This window comes from Vogesella amnigena (assembly GCF_042648905.1).
GTDB lineage: Bacteria > Pseudomonadota > Gammaproteobacteria > Burkholderiales > Chromobacteriaceae > Vogesella > Vogesella amnigena.
This window is the reverse complement of record NZ_JBHRYH010000001.1, coordinates 25450-41558: the sequence shown is the minus strand read 5'-3', so window position 1 is coordinate 41558 and position 16109 is coordinate 25450. Positions and strand designations below refer to the sequence as shown.

Below are 16109 nucleotides of genomic sequence, written 5' to 3'. Positions count from 1 at the left end.
ATGAAGCAGAACCTGCATGACTGGCTGCACACGCACGCCATCACCCACATCGAATGCCTGATTCCCGACCTGAACGGCCTGCCGCGCGGCAAGCTGGTGCCGGTCAGCCACTACCCCACCAACAGCCAGCTGCGCTTTCCGCAGGTGAGCCTGATCCAGAGCCTGATGGGCGAACCGCAACAGCAACTGGTACCGGACAATGATCCCGACATGGTGCTACAGCCGGATCTGGGCGCCCTGAGCAGCAAACCGGGCAACGGCCGCCGCATTGCCCAGCTGATCCATGACTGCTACTACGAGGATGGCAGCCTGGTGCCCTATGCGCCACGCAGCGTGCTGCGCCAGGTGCTGGCGCAATACCAGGCACTGGGTTTCACCCCGGTGGTGGCGCCGGAGATAGAGTTCTATCTGCTGGCTGCCGATGGCCGCCAGGCCGAGGCGGTAGGGCCGGCCTATTCGCTGGATCACAGCCAGCGCCATGAGGCGTTTTTTGCCGAGCTGGAGCAACACTGCCACCAGCAGGGCATCGCCACCGACATCCTGCTGCACGAGGTGGGCGACAGCCAGTACGAGCTGAACCTGCAACATGGCGATGCCTTGCAGCTTGCCGACCAGGTATTCCTGCTCAAGCGCACCCTGCGCGCACTGGCCAGCCAGCACGGGCTTACCGCCTGCTTCATGGCCAAGCCGTTTGCCAGCCAGCCCGGCAGCGCCATGCACGTGCACCAGAGCCTGCTGGACCACAGCGGCCACAATGCCTTCAGCCAGGCGGACGGCAGCGAGCACCCGCGCTTCGGCCACTTCATCGCCGGCCTGCAGCGCTACCTGCCTGCCGCCATGGCACTGATGGCGCCGAGCCCGAACGCCTACCGCCGCCTTGCGGCCAACACCGCGGCACCTATCAATGTGGAATGGGGCTACGATAACCGCAGCTGCGGCTTGCGGGTGCCTGCCTCGTCCGCCCAGGCACGGCGGGTGGAAAACCGCCTGCCCGGCATCGACGGCAACCCCTACCTGGTGCTGGCCGCCACACTGGCCTGCGGCTTGCTTGGTCTGCAGCAGGAGGCTCGCGCCACGCCGCCGCTCACTGGCAGCGCCTATGGGCGCGAAGCAACCCTGCCACGCGATTTGCCGGCAGCGTTGCAGGCGCTGGCGGATTGCCGCGAGCTGGCCACGGTGCTGGACGCAAAATTTATCGAAAAATATCTTGCCCTGAAACAGATTGAGTTGCAGCATTTCCAGCAAACCGTTACCCACTGGGAATGGCAATATCTACTGCCACAGGCATGAAGCATAGCTGGTCATGCTTTCGGTATTAACCGGTCGTAAAAGTTGTTTTCCGCCCCTTTGCGGGCTTTAATTGGCACGTTTACGGTAGGGTGCCTCGAAAACCCGGCTTTCTAAGCGAGACAAGGCGCGAACGAAAAATGTCGACGCAGCATATATTTGATATGTAAGGAGAAATTTTCCGTGAGCAACGCAGTATCGCAACGAAAGCGGGAGTTTTTCGCGGTACCCGCTAGCAAGCACGTACAAGCTTCGCAAGAAGCACGTCAAGGAGAAACCATGAAGAAAACCATCTTGTCCCTGTCGCTCGGTCTGGCCATGGTCGGCATCGCCGGCAATGCCGCTGCCGCCGGCAAGGAACTGAACATCTACAACTGGTCGGACTACATCGCCGAGTCCACCATTCCTGGCTTCCAGAAAGCCACCGGCGTCAAGGTACGTTACGACGTATACGACAGTAACGAAATCCTGCAGGCCAAGATGCTGACCGGCAAGTCCGGCTACGATCTGGTGCATCCGTCCAACACTTTCCTGGCCAAGCAGATCCAGGGCGGCCTGTACCAGCCGCTGGATCGCGCCAAGATCCCGAACTACAAGAACCTGGACCCGGAGCTGATGAAGCTGATGTCGGCATTCGACCCGGGCAACAAGTACGCGGTGCCGTACTTCTGGGGCATCAACACCATCGGCATCAACCAGGACAAGGTAAACAAGGCGCTGGGCGGCAAGCTGCCGGACAACCAGTGGGACCTGCTGTTCAAGCCGGAATATCTGTCCAAGCTGAAGAGCTGTGGCGTGAGCATGCTGGACTCCCCGGCGGAAGTGTTCCCGGTAGTGCTGCACTACATGGGCAAGAGCCCGGCCAGCACCAGCGAGGCTGACTACAAGGCCGCCGCCGCGTTGCTCAAGCCGCTGCGCAGCAGCATCACCCGCTTCTCCTCCTCCGGCTACATCAACGAGCTGGCTGGCGGCTCGCTGTGTGTGGCACTGGGCTACGGCGGCGACATGAACATCGCAAAGACCCGTGCCGAAGAAGCCAAGAACGGCGTGAAGATCCAGCCGCTGGTACCCAAGCAAGGCGTGCCGATCTGGGTGGACAGCATGGTAATGCCGAAAGATGCCAAGAACGTGGATAACGCCTACGCCTGGATCAACTACATGCTGGACGCCAAGGTAGCCGCGGCCAACGCCAACGCGGTTAGCTACGCTCCGGGCAGCCTGCCGGCACGCCAGTTCATCAACAAGCAGAACCTGGCCAACCCGTCGATCTTCCCGGGCAAGGATGTCGTGGCCAAGAGCTTCGTGATGCCGAGCATGGATCCGAAAATCCAGCGCCTGACCACCCGCCTGTGGCAGGAATTCAAGACCGGCAAGTAAGCCGTTCGCCAGCATAGCCACCGGGCAGTGATGCCCGCTGGCGGCAAGCCAGAGCCCTTGCGCAGCGCGCAGGGGCTTTTTGCTGCTGCCCCCTCGCCCATCGGCCAGCCCATTGTGGCGGTACAAGTGGTAGCATCGGCTTTTGCCCGATCTGCGATTCGCTCATGCCGTTCTTCTCGTCACGACCCGCACTCGACCAACTACCCGGCTTTGCCCTGCCTGCCGACAGTCTGCAGACGCTGCACAGCGCCGCAGCATTCCGCCACACCCTGCTGGCACTAATCCGTGGCGCCAGCCGGCGCATCCACCTGGCAGCACTGTACCTGCAGCAGGACGAAGGTGGCGCCGAGATACTGCAGGCGCTGTACGACGCCGCCCGCAGCAAGCCGCAGCTGGACATCCGGATATTCGTGGATGCGCACCGCGCGCAGCGCGGCCTGATCGGGCAAGGTCGCCAGGCCGGCAATGCCGCCTGGTACCGCAGCCTGGCCGAGCAGCAGCCACTGACCAACCTGGCCATCTACGGCGTATCGGTACAGAGCAAGGAACTGTTCGGTGTGATGCACCTGAAGGGCTTCGTCATCGACGACCAGGTGCTGTACAGCGGTGCCAGCCTGAACAATGTCTATCTGCACGTGGGCGAACGTTACCGTTTCGACCGCTACCACCTGCTGCAGCATGCCGCGCTGGCCGACAGCCTGTCGCACTACCTGGTGTCGCAGCTGGCCACCGATCCGGCTGTGATCCGGCTGGATCGCCCGATCCAGCTTGACCGCCGCCAGCAGCGGCGGGAAATCAAGCAGTTCCGCAGCAAGCTGGCGCAGGCCGGCTACCGGCTGCCAGGTGCGCCGGACGGCACACCCAGCATCCACCCGCTATGCGGCCAGGGACGCGGCAATGCCTTCAACCGCCAGCTGCTACAGCTACTGCGCGACACCCGCCGGCAGCTGACCATCTGCACGCCCTACTTCAACCTGCCACGCCCGGTGCTGCAACAGATCGACCGCCTGCTGCAGCAAGGCGTTACGGTTGAGATCATCGTGGGTGACAAGGAAGCCAACGATTTCTACATCCCGCCGGAGCAGCCATTCAAGATCATCGGCTGCCTGCCCTACCTGTACGAAATGAACCTGCGGCGCTTCGCGCGCAAGCGCCAGGGCTATATCGCCAGCGGCCAGCTATGCCTGCGACTGTGGCGGCACGAAGCCAACAGCTACCACCTGAAAGGGCTGTGGCTGGACCAGCGCTACATGCTGATCACTGGCAACAACCTCAATCCGCGCGCCTTCAACCTGGACCTGGAAAACGGCCTGCTGATCCACGACCCGCAGCAACAGCTGGCGACGCAGCGCGATGCCGAGCTGGCGGCAATCCGCGAACATACCCGCGTGCTGCAGCACTACCGTGAACTGCAGAAGCTGCATGATTACCCGGAAAAGGTACGCAAGCTGCTGGGCCGGCTGGGCAAGTTGCGCATCGACCGGCTGTTCTATCGTCTGCTGTAAGGTCTGGCCGTGGTGCATTGAAAACAAAAAGCCCTTTCGCATGGCGAAAGGGCTTTGTTTTATCAACTGGCAGGCCTCAGCCCGCCGTGGACGGCCAATCTGCCGGCGTGCAGCTGGACCACTGCACTCCCGGTCGGTAGAACAGCGCTGCCTGGCCACGCGACAGCTGCAGGAAGGAAGGCTGCTGCTGCAGGCTGATCCGGCCCTGTTGCACCAGGTAATCCACCGAGTAACGCGGGTAGGCCATTACCAGATCCTCGCCAAGGAAATTCACTTCCTCGGGCAGCAGAATGGCCGCCAGCCGGGCTTCTTCGTCACCTGGCTGCAGCTGCGCCAGCGCGTTGGTCACCTCGTCGTCGTGCGCACGCTGCTTCAGATCCTGCCGCGACTTGTTCAGCGTCTTGAAGATGTTCAGCGGGTTCGTGCCCATGTCCAGCAGCGATTTCAGCTGCCCCAGCAGCGGGTTTTCTACGATGGACTGGATACTCTGCAGCGCGGACTTACCGCTGAACACCAGCTGCACACTGCTCGCCGGCTGCATCTGCTGCTGCAGCGTGGCAACCCAGGCGCCAGCCTGCTTGCCCCAGTACTGCTGGTTGGCGGTGGCAAAACCGCGGCAGGAATAGAACGCATCCGCCAGCCGACGGCTGACTACCCCAGCCAGACGATCATTCACGAACACCACGCCACCGGTATCGCCCTCGGTAAGGCCGACATAGGCCAGCCGGCCTGCCGGGCCATTGGCTACCACGAAGCGCTCCAGCGCGGCTCCGGCCGGGATATTGCGCAGCACCTCGCCGGCAAGGCTTTGCTGGTCTATCAGCAGGCTGCCGGCACTGCTGGCTGCGGTAGCTGCTGGGTCGGCAGCACTGGCAGGCACAGCAACCAGGGCGCACAACAGGAGCAGGACAGGATTACGATGATGTTGCATGCGAACCTCCTCGGAGCTGGACAGGGATGAATGCCTGACAAGGGCAAACCGACACCTTAGAACGCCACGGCAGGAGCCATTTCAAGCAATCGTCATTACCGGCAGGCGGCGCGGCGCCGTGCGGCCAACCCCGGCGTAGAAAATGACAGTCCAACGGGAAGTCACATCACCACGAAACAAGCAGCAGTTTTGCAGAACTCGCAGCCACCGGAAAATGAGCGGCGGGTGGCTGCACAGCAGTCACGGTGCTGCCAGCTGTGGTAGTTGGCCGCAGTCACCAACTCGAACAGCACCAAGATCATGGCCGCCACTTTCTCGACCACGACCATCTTCAGCTCGCCATTCATCATCGCCGCCATGCCACAAAACAAATGCCGCCCACTGCTGACAGTGAGCGGCATCGTGCACCGGGACAGCGCCACCAGCGGCCAAGCCCGGCCGCTGCAGCTTAGTGGCTGCCTTTCTGGATGAACTCGATCTTGTAGCCGTCCGGGTCCTCCACGAAGGCGATCACCGTGCTGCCATGCTTCATCGGGCCAGCCTCGCGTACCACCTTGCCGCCCTTGGCGCGCACCGCGTCACAGGCGGCATAGGCATCGTCCACCTCCACCGCCAGGTGGCCAAAGGCGTTGCCCAGCTCGTAGCTGTCGGTATCCCAGTTGTGGGTCAGCTCAATCACGCTATTGCCGGCTTCGTCGCCGTAGCCGACAAAGGCCAGGGTGAAGCGGCCATCCGGGTAGTCGTGCTTGCGCAGCAGGGTCATGCCCAGCACTTCGGTGTAAAACGCCAGCGAACGCTCAAGGTTGCCGACACGGATCATGGTATGCAGCAGGCGCATGGAGTTCTCCGCAAAAAAGGTTGGCCGCACGCGGCGGCAGGTTTTCAGATCGGACAGATGCGGGCAAATGCTTGCCAGGCAAGGCTGCAGGCGGCAAACACAGTGTTCAGCCGTGGCGGAACAGGTTGTCGCCATGCTGCTTCAGCCACTGGCGCGCCGCCTGCCAGCCGGGGTAGAGCCGCTCCACTTCCGCCCAGAAGGCCTTGGAATGGTTCATGTGCAACAGGTGCGCCAGTTCGTGGGCGATCACGTAATCGAGTATCGCTGATGGCGCCTGCACCAGCCGCCAGTTCAGCCGCACCACGCCCTGGCTGGAACAGCTGCCCCAGCGGCTGCGGGCACTGGACAGTGCCCAACCGGACAAGGGCCGTGCCGCGCGTGGCAGCCACAGCTGCAGCCGCTCGGCAAAGCGCCGTTTGGCTTCGCGCTGCAGCCAGGACACCAGCGCCGCCTGGCGCCGCGCCGGCTGCTCCAGCTGCGGGCCGGCCAGGTGCAAGGCCTCGCCCTCCACCCGCGCACTGATGCGCTGCGCGGCGTGGCAGTGCAAGCGCAGGTTTTCGCCGGCAAACAGCACCATGTCCGGGTGTGCCTGCTGCTGACCGGCGCTGGCGCGGTGCCGTGCCAGGTGGCCGGCGATCCAGTCGCGCTTTTTGGCCAGCACTTCCTGCAGATAGGCCAGGCTGACGCCTGGCGGCGCGATGATTTCCACCTCGCCACGCTGGATGCGAATGCCCACGCTCTGCCGCTGGCGTCGCGTCAGGCGTACCGCTACCTGGCCGTCAGGCAGCGCGAGAGTGAGCGTGCCGTGCCTTGCGTTCATCGGGATGGGCAAACGGGCCAACGCCGCCGATCTCGCGCTGACGCGCTTCGATCCACTCTTCGGCGGCACGGGTCATGGCTTCGGGGCCGGCGTAATCTTGCGGCCGGATCGCCGGGCCGATCACCACGGTGATCTCGCCGGGGTGCTTCAGGAAGGCATTGCGCGGCCAGAATTCACCGGCATTGTGCGCCACCGGCAGCAGCGGCATGTCCAGCTGGCGCGCCATGCGCGCGGCACCCAGCTTGTACTTGCCACGCAGGCCCGGACGCACGCGGGTGCCTTCCGGAAACACGCTGATCCAGAAGCCGTGCTTCTTGCGGTTCAGCCCCTGCTGCTGCATGCGGCGGTTGGCATTGCTGCGGTCGGAGCGGTTGATGGTGATCGGATTCATCAGCGCCAGACCCCAGCCGAAGAACGGAATCCACAGCAGCTCCTGCTTGGCGACAAAAATCTGCGCCGGAAAGATCTGCTGCAGCGACAGCGTTTCCCAGCCGGACTGGTGCTTGGCACAGATGACGCCCGGTTCGGCAGTGATGTTCTCCGCGCCGATCACCCGGTAGCGCAGGCCGACGATATGCCACAGCGCCCAGGTAAGCAGTTGTGCCCAGCTCTGGCCAATGACATGGCGCTTGCGGCGTGGCAGCGGTGCGGCCAGCAGCAGCAGGATGAAGAAGATGGGCGTGGTTACCAGCACCAGCAGCCAGTACAGCAGGTTTCTAACAAGCAGCATGCGTATCAGTCTTCGTGATTGATCAGGTAGTCGGCGGCTTCGAACAGGTCGTCGAACACCACGGTGCCCTCCGGCAGGCCACCCTTGTCCAGCGTGCGCAGGCCTTTGCCGCTGCGCACCAGGATAGGCCGGCCGCCAACCGCGGCCACCGCCTGCAGGTCGCGCAGGCTGTCGCCGATCAGCGGCAGACCTTCGCCACGCACGTTGAAGCGTTCCATGATCTCTTCCACCATGCCCGGCTCCGGCTTGCGGCAGCGGCAATTGTCGTCGGCCACATGCGGGCAGAACACCACCGCGTCGATACGGCCGCCGGCCTGGTTCACCAGCCGGTGCATCTTCTCGTGCATGGCATTGAGCGCGTGCATGTCGAACAAGCCGCGACCGATGCCGGACTGGTTGGTGGCCACCACCACGTGCCAGCCAGCCTGGGTAAGGTTGGCAATGGCGTCGCAGCTGCGTGGCAGCGGCTGCCACTCCATGGTGTTCTTGACGAAATCGTCGCGATCTTCGTTGATCACGCCGTCACGGTCGAGGATGACGAGTTTCATAGTGGAGAGTAGGGAGTAGTGAGTAGGGAGTGGCAGAGCCGGCGTGGGCAGCAGGCATCCCTACTCCCCACTCCCGACTCCCGGCTTTACTCCGCCAGCAGCGAAATATCCGCCACGCGGTTGAACAGTGCGGCCAGCTTTGCCAGCAGCGCGATGCGGTTGCCGCGCACTGCCAGGTCGTCGGCCATCACCATCACGCCATCAAAGAACGCATCCACCGGCGCGCGCAGCGAAGCCAGCTGCGCCAGTGCACCGGCAAAGTCGTGCGAAGCGAACTTGGCATCCACGGCCGGTGCCAGCGCTTCCACCGCGTCGAACAGCGCGCGCTCGGCGTCCTCGGCAAACAGCGCCGGGTTGACGGCGGCGATCTCGCCCTCGGCCTTTTTCAGGATGTTTTTCACGCGTTTGTTGGCCGCGGCCAGAGTGGCCGCTTCCGGCAGTGCCTTGAAGGCAGCCACCGCGGCCAGCACCGCCGGCACCTCGTTCAGCACACTGGGCGCCTGTGCCAGCACGGCGTCGATCTCGTCGGACTTGTAATCGGCGGCCAGGTAGTTCTTCAGGCGCTCCAGGCAGAAGGCATGCACCTCGTCCACCACACTGGCGGACAGCAGGCCGGCCGGGAAGGCGGCAGCGGTGGCGGTCAGCAGAGCCTTCAGGTCCAGTGGCGCTTCCAGCACCATGCGCAGTACACCCAGCGCGGCGCGGCGCAGTGCGAACGGGTCCTTGTCGCCGGTCGGAATCAGGCCGATGCCCCAGATGCCGACGATGGTTTCCAGCTTGTCGGCCAGCGCCACGGCGGTGGCAATCGGGCCTTGCGGCAGGCTGTCACCGGCAAAGCGCGGGTGGTAGTGGCCTTCGATGGCGTCGGCCACCACCTCGTCCTCGCCGTCCAGGCGGGCGTAGTAGCGACCCATGATGCCCTGCAGCTCGGGGAATTCGCCCACCATGTCGGTCACCAGGTCGGCCTTGGCCAGGTAGCCGGCGCGGCCGGCCAGCGAGCTGTCGGCACCCAGTTGCTTGGCAATGCTGGCGGCAATGCTGGACAGGCGGGTAACGCGCTCCAGCTGGTTACCGATCTTGTTGTGGTACACCACGTGTTCCAGGCGCGGCAGGCGGCTGTCCAGGCGCTGCTTCTGATCCTGCTCGTAGAAGAACTTGGCGTCGGACAGGCGCGCGCGCAGCACGCGCTCGTTACCACCCACGATGTAGCGCGGGTCGGCGGTTTCCAGGTTGGATACCAGCAGGAAGCGGTTGATCAGCTTGCCCTGTGCATCCAGCAGCGGGAAGTACTTCTGGTTCTGCTGCATGGTCAGGATCAGGCATTCCTGCGGCACGCCCAGGAATTCGGCCTCGAAACCGGCTTCCAGCACCACCGGCCATTCCACCAGTGCGGTCACTTCATCGAACAGCGCGTCCGGCGCGGCAATGGTGGCGCCAAGCTTGGCGGCGGCCTCGGCTAGTTTGTGGCCGATCAGCTCGCGGCGGGCGGTAAAGCTGGCAATCACCTTGCCCTGTTCCGCCAGGGTGCGAGCGTAGGCATCGGCATTGGCTATGGTGACATCGCCTTCGGACAGGAAGCGGTGGCCACGGGTGAAGTTGCGGCTCTTGAGCCCCAGCACTTCGCCATCGATCAGCGCATCGCCATGCAGCATCACCAGGCCGTGCACCGGGCGTACGAACTGCACGTCCAGATCGCCCCAGCGCATCAGCTTGGGTGCCGGCAGCTTCTTCAGCGCGGTGGCCACGATGCCGGACAGCACCGCGGACAGGCTTTCGCCGGCCTTGGTGGATTCGTAGGCGTACACGTCCTGCTTGCCATCGTGCGCGGTGGTGAGCTGGCTCACTTCCACGCCGCAGGAGCGGGCAAAGCCGGCCAGCGCCGGGGTGGGTTGGCCATCCTTCATGCCGGCGGCTACCGCCGGGCCACGGCGCACGATGTGCTGGTCCGGCTGGATGCCGGCCACGGCCGGAATCTGCACCGCCATGCGGCGCGGGCTGGCATAGACGTTGGCCGCAACATCGGCAGCCACGAACTGCAGTTTTTTCAGTTCGTCGGTAATGGTATCGGCAAAGCTGCCCGCCAGTTTTTCCAGCGCCTTCGGCGGCAGTTCTTCGGTGAGCAGTTCAATCAGCAGGGTCGCGGTTTGGGTCATGATCATTCAATGTTCAGTCGGGGCGCTTCGGGGGCCAGGCGGCAGACGGTCTGCAGCATGGTTTCGGCAATGGAACCCGGTTCCACCGGGACAAAGCTCCAGTTGAATCGCTGCAACTGGAACATCTGGGTGTAAACGTGCTTGCCTTCGGCCGTCCAGTAGGAGGTATTCACGAAGGCGTATTGCTGCTTGTCGCAATCTGCACGGCCTTCCAGGCGGCGTACCTGGTAGCTGATGCCCAGGCCGGGCTCCTGCTTGCTGGTGGAGAAGCGCTCCTGGTTGACGAAACGGACAAAGCCTTCGTTTACGTTAGCAATGGCGTCCAGATCCAGCGCCAGCTCCAGCTTGTCACTGGACTGGTACACCTGGAACTTGCCGCTCTGGCTGGGGTTCTTGTCCCAGCTGGGCAGATACCAGCTGAGCCCGGCCAACACTGCCAGGATGACGAAGATGCTTGCCCACGTCTTCATGCCATCAGGCTTTCTTGCACATCGGGAAGCCCAGCGCTTCGCGGGCGTCGTAATAGGCTTGCGCCACGCCGCGTGCCAGGTTGCGGATGCGGCCGATATAGGCGGCGCGTTCGGTCACCGAGATGGCGCCACGGGCATCCAGCAGGTTGAAGGTATGGCCGGCCTTGAGGATCAGCTCATAGCACGGCAGCGGCAGGCCGGCTTCCAGCATGCGCTTGGCTTCGGCTTCGTAATCGGTGAACTGCTGGAACAGCAGCTCGACATTGCTGTGCTCGAAGGCGAACTTGGACTGCTCGAACTCGTTCTGGAAGAACACGTCGCCATAGGTCACCGGGGTGCCGTCCGGCAGGTAGGTCCAGATCAGCTGGTATACGTTCTCGATGTCCTGCAGATACATCGCCAGACGCTCCAGGCCGTAGGTGATCTCGCCCAGCACCGGCTTGCAATCCAGGCCGCCCACCTGCTGGAAGTAGGTGAACTGCGTCACTTCCATGCCGTTGAGCCACACCTCCCAGCCCAGGCCCCAGGCGCCCAGGGTCGGGTTTTCCCAGTCGTCTTCCACGAAGCGGATATCGTGCACCGCCGGATCGATGCCCAGCTCACGCAGCGAGCCCAGGTACAGGTCCTGGATATTCGGCGGCGACGGCTTCAGTACCACCTGGAACTGGTGATGCTGGAACAGGCGGTTCGGGTTCTCGCCGTAGCGGCCGTCCTTCGGGCGGCGGCTAGGCTGCACGTAGGCGGCACTCCACGGCTCCGGGCCAAGGGCGCGCAGGAAGGTGGCGGTATGCGAGGTGCCCGCGCCCACTTCGGTATCGTACGGCTGGAGCAGGATGCAGCCCTGACGGTTCCAGTAGTGCTGCAGGGTGAGGATGATTTCCTGAAAAGTGAGCATGTGGCGCAAAAATGATGGATTGAGAGACAGAAAGGGATTCTAACCGTTTACGCAAGGCTGGGAAAACCGTTTGCACGCGCCAGCCCTGGCGATGGCAGACAGCAGGGCTGCATGTCATTTCTGATACAAATCCGTTATTTATCAACATGCCAAACGCATTCAATACCTCACAACGTGAAATTGCATGGTAAAGTGCTCCGCTTCCAATCGGGTCACCGCAGATGAACAACAGCCAGACCATACTTGTCGTCGATGACGTCGAGATCAATCTGCACCTGCTGCAAGGATTGCTGCAGCCGGATCATCGCGTGCTGACCGCCGACAACGGCCCGGATGCCCTGCGTATTGCGCTGGAGCAACAGCCGGACCTGATCCTGCTGGATGTGATCCTGCCGGGCATGGATGGCTATGAAGTGCTGCAGCGCTTGCGTGCCGACGTGCGCACCAAGCACATCCCGGTGATCTTCGTCACCGCGCTCAACAGCGCCGAGGAAGAGGCGCGCGGGCTGGAATTCGGCGCCGTCGACTACATCACCAAGCCGCTCAACGCCATTACCGTACGGGCGCGCGTTGCCACCCACCTGAAACTGGAACGCCAGCGGCGCATGCTGGAAGCGCTGGCCAATATCGACGGCCTGACCGAGCTGCCCAACCGCCGCCAGCTGGATAGCAAGCTGCAAGCGGTCTGGGATCATGCCGTGCGCAGCGGCAGCGAGCTGTCGGTGGCGGTAATCGATGTGGACTGCTTCAAGCAATACAACGATAGCCAGGGCCACGCCCGTGGCGACAATGTGCTGCGCCTGGTGGCGCGCACCATTTCCAGCAGCCTGCAGCGCAGCACCGATTTTGCCGCTCGCTACGGTGGCGAGGAGTTCGTGGTGCTGCTACCGGCCACTCCGACCGACGGCGCCTGGCTGCTGATGGAAACCCTGCGCCGCAATATCGAGCGGCTGGCGATTCCCCACCCCGGCTCCACGGTATCCAGTGTTGTCTCCATCAGTGTCGGCGTGGCCGGCTGCACTCCGCTGCCGCAACAGCGGGCGGCCAGCCTGCTGCAGAAAGCCGACCAGCGCCTGTATCACGCCAAGCGCAGCGGCCGCAACTGCGTGGTGGGCGATGGCCTGCACAGCAGCTTCAACAGTGGCGCGCTGTTCAGCCCCGACCTGCCGCTGGACTTCCCCGGCCTGTAGGGCGGAAGCCCCGGCAAGCCGGGGCGTTCCGCCAACGTTGCTACCCAAGAAATCGCCACCGGAACAACACACCTAGCTGCTACGCCGGCGTAGCGCCGCTATGCGGGCTTCCACCCTATCGATCGTGCATGAAAAAAGGCATCCACTTTGCCAAGTGAATGCCTTTATCGCCTTCGCTGCGGCCAACGTTGGCCGCAGGAGTTTTTACTGCCAGTCCAGGATCACCTTGCCGCTCTGGCCGGACAGCATGGCGGCGAAGCCTTGCTCGAAGTCATCCACCTTGAAGTGGTGGGTGATGATGGGGCTGATGTCCAGGCCAGACTGGATCAGCGCCACCATCTTGTACCAGGTCTCGAACATCTCGCGGCCGTAGATACCCTTGATTTCCAGACCCTTGAAGATCACCTGGTTCCAGTCGATGGCGGTATTGGCCGGCGGAATGCCCAGCAGCGCCAGCTTGCCGCCGTGGTTCATCACCTCCAGCATCTGGCGGAACGCCTGCGGGTTGCCGGACATTTCCAGGCCCACGTCGAAGCCCTCGGTCATGTGCAGCTCCTGCATCACCGCTTTCAGGTCCTGCCTGGCCACGTTCACCGCACGGGTAGCGCCCATTTTCTGCGCCAGCTCCAGCCGGTAGTCGTTGACGTCGGTGATCACCACGTGGCGCGCACCGACATGCTTGGCAATGGCCACCGCCATGATGCCGATCGGGCCGGCACCGGTGATCAGCACATCTTCGCCCACCAGGTTGAACGACAGCGCGGTATGCACCGCATTGCCGAACGGGTCGAAGATGGATGCCAGGTCGTCGGAGATATCGTCCGGAATCGGGAAGGCGTTGAAGGCCGGAATCACCAGGTATTCGGCGAACGAGCCTTCGCGGTTCACGCCCACGCCGGTGGTGTTGCGGCACAGGTGACGACGGCCGGCGCGGCAGTTGCGACAGTGGCCGCAGGTGATGTGGCCTTCGCCGGACACACGCTGGCCAATCTTGAAGCCCTGCACTTCCGAGCCCATGCCGGCGACTACGCCCACGTATTCGTGGCCAACGTGCATCGGCACCGGAATGGTCTTCTGCGCCCAGTCATCCCAGTTCCAGATATGGATGTCGGTACCACAGATGGCGGTCTTGCGGATCTTGATCAGCAGGTCGTTGTGGCCGACTTCCGGCATCGGCACATCAGTCATGGAAAGGCCGGGAGCGGCCTGCAGTTTGGCAAGTGCCTTCATTGTTCAACCCCATTGGTTTGCCACGGAAACACGCGGTAAAACACGGAAATATCCGATACCAGACAGCAAGATACTCCTGCTGCAACACAAATGGCATATCCAGATGCACACAAGGCCGCCCCCGCTGTGGCAAGCAGCGCTTTCCGTGCTGTTCCCTTTGTTTTCGTGGCAAGAAATCAGTTAACTAGATCACGCCCAACTCGCGGCCAACCTTGATGAAGGCCGCCACTGCCCGCTCCACCTGCTCCAGGCTATGCCCGGCCGACATCTGGGTGCGGATGCGCGCCTTGCCCTTGGGCACCACCGGGTAGGAGAAGCCGATCACGTACACGCCCTCTGCCAGCAGCGCCGCCGCCATTTCGCCAGCCAGGCGGGCATCACCCAGCATTACCGGGATGATGGGATGCTGACCCGGCACCAGGCTGAAGCCGGCCGCGCTCATGCCCCGGCGGAACGCCTCGGCATTGCGCTGCAGATTGGCGCGCAGTTCGGCCCCCTCGCTGCCCTTGAGAATTTCCAGCACCTTCAGGCTGGCGGCGGCAATAGCCGGGGCCAGGGTGTTGGAGAACAGATAGGGGCGCGAGCGCTGACGCAGCAGGTCGACGATAGGCTGGCGCGCGGATACATAGCCGCCGGAAGCGCCACCCAGCGCCTTGCCCAGCGTGCCGGTGTAGATGTCCACGCGGTCGCTGACGCCACACAGTTCCGGGGTGCCGGCACCGGTTTCGCCGATGAAGCCCACGGCGTGCGAATCGTCCACCATCACCAGCGCGCTGTAACGGTCGGCCAGTTCGCAGATGGCTTTCAGGTCGGCAATGATGCCGTCCATGGAGAACACGCCGTCGGTAACGATCAGCTTGAAGCGCGCGCCGGCAGCTTCAGCCGCCTGCAGCTGCGCTTCCAGGTCGGCCATGTCGTTGTTCTGGTAGCGGAAGCGCTTGGCCTTGCACAGGCGCACGCCATCGATGATGGAGGCGTGGTTGAGCGCGTCGGAGATCACCGCGTCCTCTTCACCGAGCAGGGTCTCGAACACGCCGCCATTGGCATCGAAACAGCTGGAATACAGGATGGTGTCGTCGGTGCCGAGGAAGCCGGAAATCGCCTGCTCCAGATCCTTGTGCACCTGCTGGGTACCGCAGATGAAGCGTACCGAGGCACAGCCATAACCGTAGTCGTCCATGCCCTGCTTGGCGGCATCGATCAGGCGCTGGTCATCGGCCAGCCCCAGGTAGTTGTTGGCGCAGAAGTTCAGCACGTGCTGGCCGCCGGCCAGGTCGATGTCGGCGCGCTGCGGCGAGGCGATCACCCGCTCCGGCTTCTCGTAACCCTCGGCACGAATCTGTGCCAGCGTAGCCTGCAGGTGGGCAAGGTAGGTGTGGTTCATCCTGTGTTCCTTGAATGGCGCCCCCTGCCGGATCGCGGCAGGCATGGCGATACTGTCACCATTGTAGATGCCGGCATGACAGACGTTCAGATACAGTTGCCAACGATTTTGCGCCAGCCGGTGTTACCGTGTCCTACAGCATAGTCGCTGTGCCATGCGACAATGTGTAATTGCCCTGTTGCCGCCGATCGTGAACCGCTCCACCCCCACCGTGCATTGCCGCTTCTGCCGCCACTACTACATCACCCACGATGTACGCTTTCCCTATGGCTGCCGGGCCATGGACTTCAAGAGCAAGCGCCTGCCGCTGCAAGACGTGCGCGATGCTACCGGCCGCGATTGCCAGACGTTCAGCCCCAAAGCGGCGCGCAACAGCGGCTGACGGCGACACAAAACAACATGCCGCACACACTGGTGTGTGGCGGCATGTTGTTCAGGCTGCTGACAAACTACCCATATACGCCTCATCGGACCCGGCAAAGCCGGGCCGCTCCTGTTAAGCGCTTGAATCGGCAGCCTTTCTGTTTACAAAACAAAGTCCTGTTGCGGGGCAAAAGGACTTTGTCACCACTATCAAAAACATGCCGCACTGCGAGGCCTGGCTAGGAATCAGCCGGCGCCGGCAAGCGCCTGGCATGCACAATATGCTGATGAACGTGATGCTGCGGCGTATGGTGCATAGACAGCGGCCGCAGCAGGCCGGCCCTCAGCAGTGGATGCCCGGCAGGTGCCGGCTGCGGCGGTGTCAACG

16 protein-coding genes are annotated in these 16109 nt (G+C 63.1%); 5 read left to right on the top strand and 11 right to left on the bottom strand.

The genetic code is table 11. The features are described from left to right. The 3 genes from ACFOKJ_RS00210 to pssA all read left to right on the top strand — a co-directional run bounded on the left by ACFOKJ_RS00210 (nucleotide 1) and on the right by pssA (nucleotide 4169). A complete protein-coding gene (locus ACFOKJ_RS00210) occupies nucleotides 1-1290 on the top strand; it encodes a glutamine synthetase family protein (protein WP_390275966.1) in 1290 nt (429 codons plus the stop codon). 276 nt (nucleotides 1291-1566) lie between these two features. Continuing rightward, the gene (locus tag ACFOKJ_RS00205; protein ID WP_390275965.1) at nucleotides 1567-2664 is read left to right on the top strand and encodes a polyamine ABC transporter substrate-binding protein; all 1098 of its coding nucleotides are present in this window, start codon (nucleotides 1567-1569) and stop codon (nucleotides 2662-2664) included. Nucleotides 2665-2828: 164 nt separating this feature from the next. After that, on the top strand, nucleotides 2829-4169 hold the full coding sequence (pssA, locus tag ACFOKJ_RS00200) for a CDP-diacylglycerol--serine O-phosphatidyltransferase (protein WP_390275964.1): 1341 nt from the start codon (nucleotides 2829-2831) through the stop codon (nucleotides 4167-4169). A gap of 76 nt (nucleotides 4170-4245) precedes the next feature. Here the strand turns inward: pssA and ACFOKJ_RS00195 are convergent, their stop codons facing one another. The 9 genes from ACFOKJ_RS00195 to glyQ form a co-directional block, all read right to left on the bottom strand. Beyond that, the gene (locus ACFOKJ_RS00195) at nucleotides 4246-5100 is read right to left on the bottom strand and encodes a hypothetical protein (protein ID WP_390275963.1); all 855 of its coding nucleotides are present in this window, start codon (nucleotides 5098-5100) and stop codon (nucleotides 4246-4248) included. Between the two features lie 161 nt (nucleotides 5101-5261). Next, complete coding sequence (locus ACFOKJ_RS00190; protein ID WP_390275962.1) at nucleotides 5262-5501, bottom strand: hypothetical protein; 240 nt, start codon at nucleotides 5499-5501, stop codon at nucleotides 5262-5264. A 47-nt stretch (nucleotides 5502-5548) separates the two neighbouring features. Then, the gene (gloA, locus tag ACFOKJ_RS00185) at nucleotides 5549-5938 is read right to left on the bottom strand and encodes a lactoylglutathione lyase (protein ID WP_390275961.1); all 390 of its coding nucleotides are present in this window, start codon (nucleotides 5936-5938) and stop codon (nucleotides 5549-5551) included. A gap of 106 nt (nucleotides 5939-6044) precedes the next feature. Continuing rightward, a complete protein-coding gene (locus ACFOKJ_RS00180) occupies nucleotides 6045-6758 on the bottom strand; it encodes a M48 family metallopeptidase (RefSeq protein WP_390275959.1) in 714 nt (237 codons plus the stop codon). Next, a complete protein-coding gene (locus tag ACFOKJ_RS00175; RefSeq protein WP_390275957.1) occupies nucleotides 6718-7488 on the bottom strand; it encodes a lysophospholipid acyltransferase family protein in 771 nt (256 codons plus the stop codon). Before ACFOKJ_RS00175 ends, ACFOKJ_RS00180 begins: the two co-directional genes overlap by 41 nt. A 5-nt stretch (nucleotides 7489-7493) precedes the next feature. Continuing rightward, nucleotides 7494-8036, bottom strand: a complete 543-nt coding sequence (gene gmhB, locus ACFOKJ_RS00170) for a D-glycero-beta-D-manno-heptose 1,7-bisphosphate 7-phosphatase (RefSeq protein WP_390275955.1) — start codon at nucleotides 8034-8036, stop codon at nucleotides 7494-7496. Between the two features lie 86 nt (nucleotides 8037-8122). Beyond that, nucleotides 8123-10189 (bottom strand): glycine--tRNA ligase subunit beta, encoded by a 2067-nt coding sequence (gene glyS / locus ACFOKJ_RS00165; protein ID WP_390275953.1) that lies wholly within the window; start codon nucleotides 10187-10189, stop codon nucleotides 8123-8125. A gap of 2 nt (nucleotides 10190-10191) precedes the next feature. Next, nucleotides 10192-10659: a surface-adhesin E family protein gene (locus tag ACFOKJ_RS00160; protein WP_390275951.1), complete on the bottom strand. Its 468-nt coding sequence runs from the start codon at nucleotides 10657-10659 to the stop codon at nucleotides 10192-10194. Between the two features lie 4 nt (nucleotides 10660-10663). Continuing rightward, nucleotides 10664-11554, bottom strand: coding sequence for a glycine--tRNA ligase subunit alpha (gene glyQ, locus ACFOKJ_RS00155; RefSeq protein WP_390275949.1), 891 nt, complete (start codon nucleotides 11552-11554; stop codon nucleotides 10664-10666). A 221-nt stretch (nucleotides 11555-11775) separates the two neighbouring features. Between glyQ and ACFOKJ_RS00150 the strand changes: the two genes are divergently transcribed. Further along, the gene (locus tag ACFOKJ_RS00150; RefSeq protein WP_390275947.1) at nucleotides 11776-12744 is read left to right on the top strand and encodes a diguanylate cyclase domain-containing protein; all 969 of its coding nucleotides are present in this window, start codon (nucleotides 11776-11778) and stop codon (nucleotides 12742-12744) included. 204 nt (nucleotides 12745-12948) lie between these two features. Here ACFOKJ_RS00150 and tdh read toward each other — a convergent pair whose 3' ends face one another. Together tdh and ACFOKJ_RS00140 are read right to left on the bottom strand one after the other, a co-directional pair. Beyond that, nucleotides 12949-13974, bottom strand: coding sequence for an L-threonine 3-dehydrogenase (gene tdh / locus ACFOKJ_RS00145; protein ID WP_390275945.1), 1026 nt, complete (start codon nucleotides 13972-13974; stop codon nucleotides 12949-12951). A 184-nt stretch (nucleotides 13975-14158) separates the two neighbouring features. Further along, on the bottom strand, nucleotides 14159-15358 hold the full coding sequence (locus tag ACFOKJ_RS00140) for a glycine C-acetyltransferase (protein ID WP_390275943.1): 1200 nt from the start codon (nucleotides 15356-15358) through the stop codon (nucleotides 14159-14161). A 154-nt stretch (nucleotides 15359-15512) separates the two neighbouring features. Between ACFOKJ_RS00140 and ACFOKJ_RS00135 the strand changes: the two genes are divergently transcribed. Beyond that, a complete protein-coding gene (locus ACFOKJ_RS00135) occupies nucleotides 15513-15740 on the top strand; it encodes a hypothetical protein (RefSeq protein WP_390275941.1) in 228 nt (75 codons plus the stop codon). The last annotated feature ends 369 nt before the right edge of the window (nucleotides 15741-16109 follow it).